Source organism: Bradyrhizobium sp., from assembly GCF_049519115.1.
GTDB lineage: Bacteria > Pseudomonadota > Alphaproteobacteria > Rhizobiales > Xanthobacteraceae > Bradyrhizobium.
This window is the reverse complement of the sequence record NZ_JBEKRB010000132.1, coordinates 1-5,558: the sequence shown is the minus strand read 5'-3', so window position 1 is coordinate 5,558 and position 5,558 is coordinate 1. Positions and strand designations below refer to the sequence as shown.

Genomic DNA, 5,558 nt, shown 5'->3' with positions numbered 1-5,558 from the left:
GACTTTACGTAATCGACGTGAGCGGTCGCGATGGCCTTCATCTTGTCTTGAACGACAGTCATATCTTTTTTCCTTTTCATTAAATGCAATCGCATTCCCAAAGCGTTATGTTTTGCTTCCAGTGATCCGAAGGCAGGGCCTTGAGTTGTTGTTTACGCTGCAGCGCACTCTGCTCGCTGGTCAATATTGCTCACATTTACGGAAAATATCACTTACGCGCGCGTGCGCGCGAGGCGTCAACCATTTAACGCCTATCATCCCGTTCGTACCGAAGTACAAATGGTGCCATGCGTGTCGCACCTGTCCCATAATTAACAGTGACGGGTGACGTCGTCGGGCCGACCGCTGAGCCACAATAGCCTGACGAGTTTAGTCCGCTTTACTACCGGAAACGAACATCCTGATCGACAACCGCAAGAGATTCTTCGGGTATTTCAGCTCGAAAAACTTCCAGCGAGGCTACCGCGGTACTCGAAATTCGACTGCGATCCGTCTAGGCTTTGCGTCTTTGCAGTTGGCTGCATTTACTAAGCGAATGACGGCATTATGCCGAAGGGAGCGTTTTGAACTTTCGATAACCTGCGTCGCTGCTGCGATCTTCAATCGTTATGTGCCGGGAGGATTATCATGAAGCTTTTACGCCGCCATTTTTTGCGCCTCGCCGCCGCCACGGCTGCGTTTCCAATTTCGTCGTCGCACCTCGCATGGGCGACCGAGTTTCCCGCTCGGCCAGTTCGCTTTGTGGTGGGCTTCCCGGCCGGGGGTGGCAATGACATCATCGCACGTCTCATAGGGCAGTGGCTTTCAGAACGTCTCAGCCAACCATTCGTGATCGAGAACCGGCCAGGGGCAGGCACCAACATCGCAACGGAGGCCGTCGTGAGGGCCCGTCCCGACGGCTACTCACTTCTTTTGATTGGCGCACCAAATTCAATCAGCGCGACGCTCTACAAAAATCTCAGTTTCGACTTCCTGCAAGACATCACGCCGGTCGCCTCGATCGCGCGCGAGCCTTACGTGATGGTGCTGAATCCGTCGGTGAAGGCCAGCACGGTTCCGGAATTCATAGCGCTCGCCAAAGCCAATCCTGGTAAGCTCAATATGGCATCGGCCGGCATCGGTAGCGGGACGCAGGTATCAGGTGAGCTGTTCAAGATCATGGCGGGGGTCAACCTCGTTCACGTTCCATATCGCGGCGCGAGCCCTGCGATCACCGACTTGCTGGGAGGGCAGGTTCAGGTCTTTTTCAGCACCATGCCTGCCTGTATCCAACACATCCGCGCAGGAAGTCTGCGGGCTGTGGCGGTGACCACCACGCATCGATCGGACGCGCTTCCAGATATTCCAACCGTCGGCGAGTTTTTGACCGGATACGAAGCCAGCGGCTGGTACGGGATTGGCGCACCCAGGAACACGCCGGCCGAGATTGTCGAGAAGCTCAATAAGGAAGTTAACGTGGGGCTCGCCGATCCGAAACTGATAGCGCACCTTGGCGAACAGGGCGCAACCGCGTTCGCAAATTCGCCGGCTGACTTCGGACGCTTCATCGCTGATGAAACGGTGAAATGGGGCAATGTGATCCGGGCGGCAAACCTTCACGCAGACTGAATTTCGTAAACCAGCGGGAGAATACATGGCCGCCTACGTCATTGATAGCCGGTTATTCGGGGACCAGTTCAGCACCGAGGCATCGCGGCGCATCTTCAGCGACGAGAATACCGTTCAGAAGTGGCTGGATGTGGAAGCCGCACTTGCGCGCGTGGAAGCAAGGTTAGGTATCGTACCGCAGTCGGCTGCGGACGAAATAACGCGCAAGGCCAGGGTTGAGCTTTTCGATCTCGACGCGATGAAGCGGGAAATGGACCGGACCAGCCACCCCATCGTACCACTTGTCCGCGCTATAAAAGAAGTCTGCGACGGAGATGCTGGTCAATTCGTGCACTGGGGCGCGACAACGCAGGATATTATGGATACCGGCACGATCCTGCAGTTACGCGAGGCTCTTGACGAGATCGAAGCGGCGACTAGGCGGCTGTCGGGCAACCTGGCGGATCTTGCCGAGACGCATAAATCCACAGTCATGGCTGGCCGCACACACGGTCAGCAAGCTCTTCCCATAACATTTGGCTTCAAGGTGGCCCAATGGCTGGATGAAGTCTGTCGTAATCTCGAGCGGTTTGGGGAAATGCGACGACGGGTGCTGGTTGGCCAGTTCGGGGGCGCCGTCGGCACACTCGCGGCGCTCGGGGCCGAAGGCGAGCCGGTTCAACGCGGTTTGATGAATGAACTGGGCCTCGCCTGCCCAGAGATCTCGTGGCAGTCGTCGCGGGACCGTATCGCCGAACTGGTCTGTGTGCTCGCTATTTGCACATCCACGATCGGCCGGATGGCGCATGAGATTTATTCCTTGCAGAAAACCGAGTTCGCCGAACTGGAAGAGCCATTCTCACCCGGCAAGGTCGGCAGCAGCACGATGCCGCATAAGCGCAATCCGCCGACCTGCGAAACAATCGTGGCGATCTCGAAGATCTTGCGCAGCACGGCGCCGCTGGCGCTGGAAGCTATGATGACGGAACACGAACGCGACAAGATCGGTTTGCAAACAGAGCGGGAGTTCATTTCACGTGCATGCTGCCTGGCGGATGCCGCAGCCAAGAAAGCGTGTGTCGTCGTGGCTGGCCTGACCGTGAAGCCGCAAAACATGGAGCGGAATTTGTGGATCCAGAAGGGGCTCCTGATGTCAGAGCCGGTCATGATGGCGCTAAGCGCCAAATTCGGCCGGCAGAGGGCTCATGAGATGGTCTACGAGATTTGCATGAAGGTCTTCGAAGCCGACGCATCTTTCAAGGATGGCTTGCTGGACAATCCGGACATCAAACGAAATTTAACACCTGAGAAAATTGACGAGATGCTGGATCCGCATATTTACACCGGGTCGGCTGGATTCTTTGTCGACCGAATTGTGCGCAAAGCCCGCCAAGAGGGCGAAAGGAGCTCTCGGTCTTCGCCGACGCCCCTATCCGATAAACGGGAATAGTTTAGCTATTAGTCGGCTCCACCAAAGCCTAGCAAACAGCGCCAGCTCCGGCATTTTTGGACACGATTTCCACGACGATTCAGCCCCGCCCATGGTCTGCCTTGCTAACGGAAGCGAACGTTGCAACGGTCAGCGCGCAGGTCCGCTGAGGGTCAAAGCTGACCTCCTGGCCAAGAATTTTGAGGTCCGCTCTTTCGCCCGTAGCAGACGTCATAGGCCGCGCTTCTATGCATCGGAACCGAGTTGGATTGTGTGTCGATTCACCAAACTTCTTAGCAAACTATGAATGACTCCCTGAGAATTTATGGCATCCCAGGAGGGAGACATGACGACCATTGGCCCGACATATCCGGCGCAATTCGTTGTAAGCCAGGCAGAAGTGAAACTGATCGCGGACCAAACGTCTAAGGCCGGTCCCTTGGCAATCAAGTCGGATGAGCAGAAGTTGACTAACGCGCAAGAGATAGAAGCAGCCATCTCGAACGAAATTGACATCTCAAGTTAGCCAATTCGAGGCCCTTTGCTCAAGACGTTGCTATGCCGGCCGCCTCACCTGCGTTGCCAGGGCGGTTCGTCGTTCAGCGTGTGAGTTGCGCAATGCTCATGAGTCGCTCCTGTCTGCCATGGTGAGGCCATCGAACGCACCCGGTAGGAGGTTCCCAACACGTCAGGTCGGCTGTCACATCATTCTTAAAGCACACTGTGGACTCTAAAGGGTCAAACCGGCTCGGTAATGTGGGCCGAAGAAGACCCAAGTCCAGGGAGTATGGCATTGACCAACCTGATAGTAGGCTGCCGCGAAATCGAATTGTTGTGCAGACAACGCGCCATTTCCGACCGCGCGCACAATTGGAAATGGTTGGGAGAGGCTGATCGTTGGAGCGATCTAGCGCATCGGGAAATAGCTTCTCGTTTTCAAAATAACGAGATGCACGCCGGTCCAATGGCAACGGGGCCAAACAACGTTGAGGGTGACTCCGAGTCGATGCTGCGCCTACAATCTGTAATCGGCGGCGGATAACGTTCGCGCGCAAGCCAGGGATGAATCGGGAACCCGCCGAACTAGGCAGCCCCATTGCCTATGTGAAAAGCAGAAATCCCTTTCGCATGAAGTCACGCAAGGCTGCGCGGCGGCTGAACAAGAACCGTCTCGTTAGCCCACTAGCGCTGGTGACCGTATCAAGCAGAACGCTGCTTGCCTGAACTGCACCACAGTGGTGGGCTTGCCCTTCCCTCCTTAGGGACCACCGTGACGGTCCAGCGTATGGGATTGCTGGACTGATGCTCCTTGACCGAACGGACCATCCCCGTGACCGGCAATCCGTTTAACATCACGGTTGCCTTCTGACCCCTAAATTGAGCGAAGCGGCTACGTCGGGCCTCTATTGGATCAGTGATCTCAAATGATTGCATGCATAACCTATGGTCACGGTACTCGAGACGAATCCGCGACGATCTGCACGATATCGAGCAATTGTTAACAATGATTCCGATCCGGCGCTTTGGGTCCGAGCCAATCCTCACAGAGCGCTCAAATCATCGGGCACAACGCCGAACTTTCGCAACATAGTCGCATCGCGGAAATCGCCGGTAGCTGGATCACCGGTGCGACTGAACGCGACCGCACCTGTGTGGCCCAACACTTTCCAAAGACCTTGAGCACGTTCTATCGCGGCTGCGGGGCTTGGACATTCGATGGGTTCACCAATAACGACGTTGCCGTCAGCAACATCGAACGGCAACGCCACGAAATATGTAATACCGGCCATGGTCTCACTCCTATCGACCGAAACTGTGCTGGATTGCCTCCGCGTCTTCATGCACGGCCTTGTTGGCCAGGCTAATGAAGATCGGAATAGCGGCGATCAATAGCAAGCCCATCAACAAACGTGTGCGGCTCACAAAGCGCTTTGGGCGCTCAGGGGGCGCGATGTAATGGATGTTTGAGCCGCCGGGCTTCTTTTCGTTTTCCATCGATTTAGCCGTTTTCGGGTTTGAATCTTCCCCGAGTGTAGGCGCGCGACGCAGCCTGCATCGACTCGCAGACCTCGGACTCCAAAAATTCATTTGGCAGACGCAACACTTTGCTGGCTCGCATCTTTAAGTTTTATTCTCGCGCATTGCCCGAAAATAGTGCTCGGCGTGTTGGAAGAAATTCTCCGCCACGATCCGATCCCCCTGTCAGAGCTTCGGCGCGGGCAAGGGACAAATAGCGTTCATAGCTTCTTTGGACGTTTTGAACATTACCCGCACGGGGGCGGACGAATCCGGTCGGTTGATTTCCTTGGGTGGGTCGCGATCTTCGTAGCATTGCGTTGATCATCACTTTCGTATTTTGGCGCGGCTGCCCGGTGAGCACAGGCGTTCCTTGGCCCGGGCGCCTCGCGCAAAATATCCTGAGTGTCTGTCCGGGAAGAAGTTGAATCCTATGAATCATTTGTGATTCAAGAGAGGTGGCCTGATTCGGAGGGGCCGCCGATGTGGACGAATGAAAACCGCGCGCGGTATGACCGCAGCCAAT

The 5,558-nt window shown here is 55.8% G+C and carries 6 protein-coding genes; 3 read left to right on the top strand and 3 right to left on the bottom strand.

The window, feature by feature from the left end; all coding sequences use genetic code 11:
* Positions 1-627 precede the first annotated feature (627 nt).
* The 3 genes from ABSE61_RS35690 to ABSE61_RS35680 all read left to right on the top strand — a co-directional run bounded on the left by ABSE61_RS35690 (position 628) and on the right by ABSE61_RS35680 (position 3,542).
* Positions 628-1,608 (top strand): Bug family tripartite tricarboxylate transporter substrate binding protein, encoded by a 981-nt coding sequence (locus ABSE61_RS35690; protein ID WP_423875860.1) that lies wholly within the window; start codon positions 628-630, stop codon positions 1,606-1,608.
* A 25-nt stretch (positions 1,609-1,633) separates the two neighbouring features.
* Positions 1,634-3,037: an adenylosuccinate lyase gene (gene purB, locus ABSE61_RS35685; protein WP_423875859.1), complete on the top strand. Its 1,404-nt coding sequence runs from the start codon at positions 1,634-1,636 to the stop codon at positions 3,035-3,037.
* Positions 3,038-3,362: 325 nt separating this feature from the next.
* Positions 3,363-3,542 (top strand): hypothetical protein, encoded by a 180-nt coding sequence (locus tag ABSE61_RS35680; protein WP_423875858.1) that lies wholly within the window; start codon positions 3,363-3,365, stop codon positions 3,540-3,542.
* Between the two features lie 1,015 nt (positions 3,543-4,557).
* Here the strand turns inward: ABSE61_RS35680 and ABSE61_RS35675 are convergent.
* The 3 genes from ABSE61_RS35675 to ABSE61_RS35665 form a co-directional block, all read right to left on the bottom strand.
* Entirely contained in the window at positions 4,558-4,806 is a 249-nt protein-coding gene (locus ABSE61_RS35675) for a hypothetical protein (protein WP_423875857.1), read from the bottom strand.
* Between the two features lie 10 nt (positions 4,807-4,816).
* The gene (locus tag ABSE61_RS35670) at positions 4,817-5,011 is read right to left on the bottom strand and encodes a hypothetical protein (RefSeq protein WP_423875856.1); all 195 of its coding nucleotides are present in this window, start codon (positions 5,009-5,011) and stop codon (positions 4,817-4,819) included.
* Between the two features lie 126 nt (positions 5,012-5,137).
* Positions 5,138-5,203, bottom strand: a complete 66-nt coding sequence (locus ABSE61_RS35665; RefSeq protein WP_423875861.1) for a DUF4167 domain-containing protein — start codon at positions 5,201-5,203, stop codon at positions 5,138-5,140.
* Positions 5,204-5,558 lie beyond the last annotated feature (355 nt).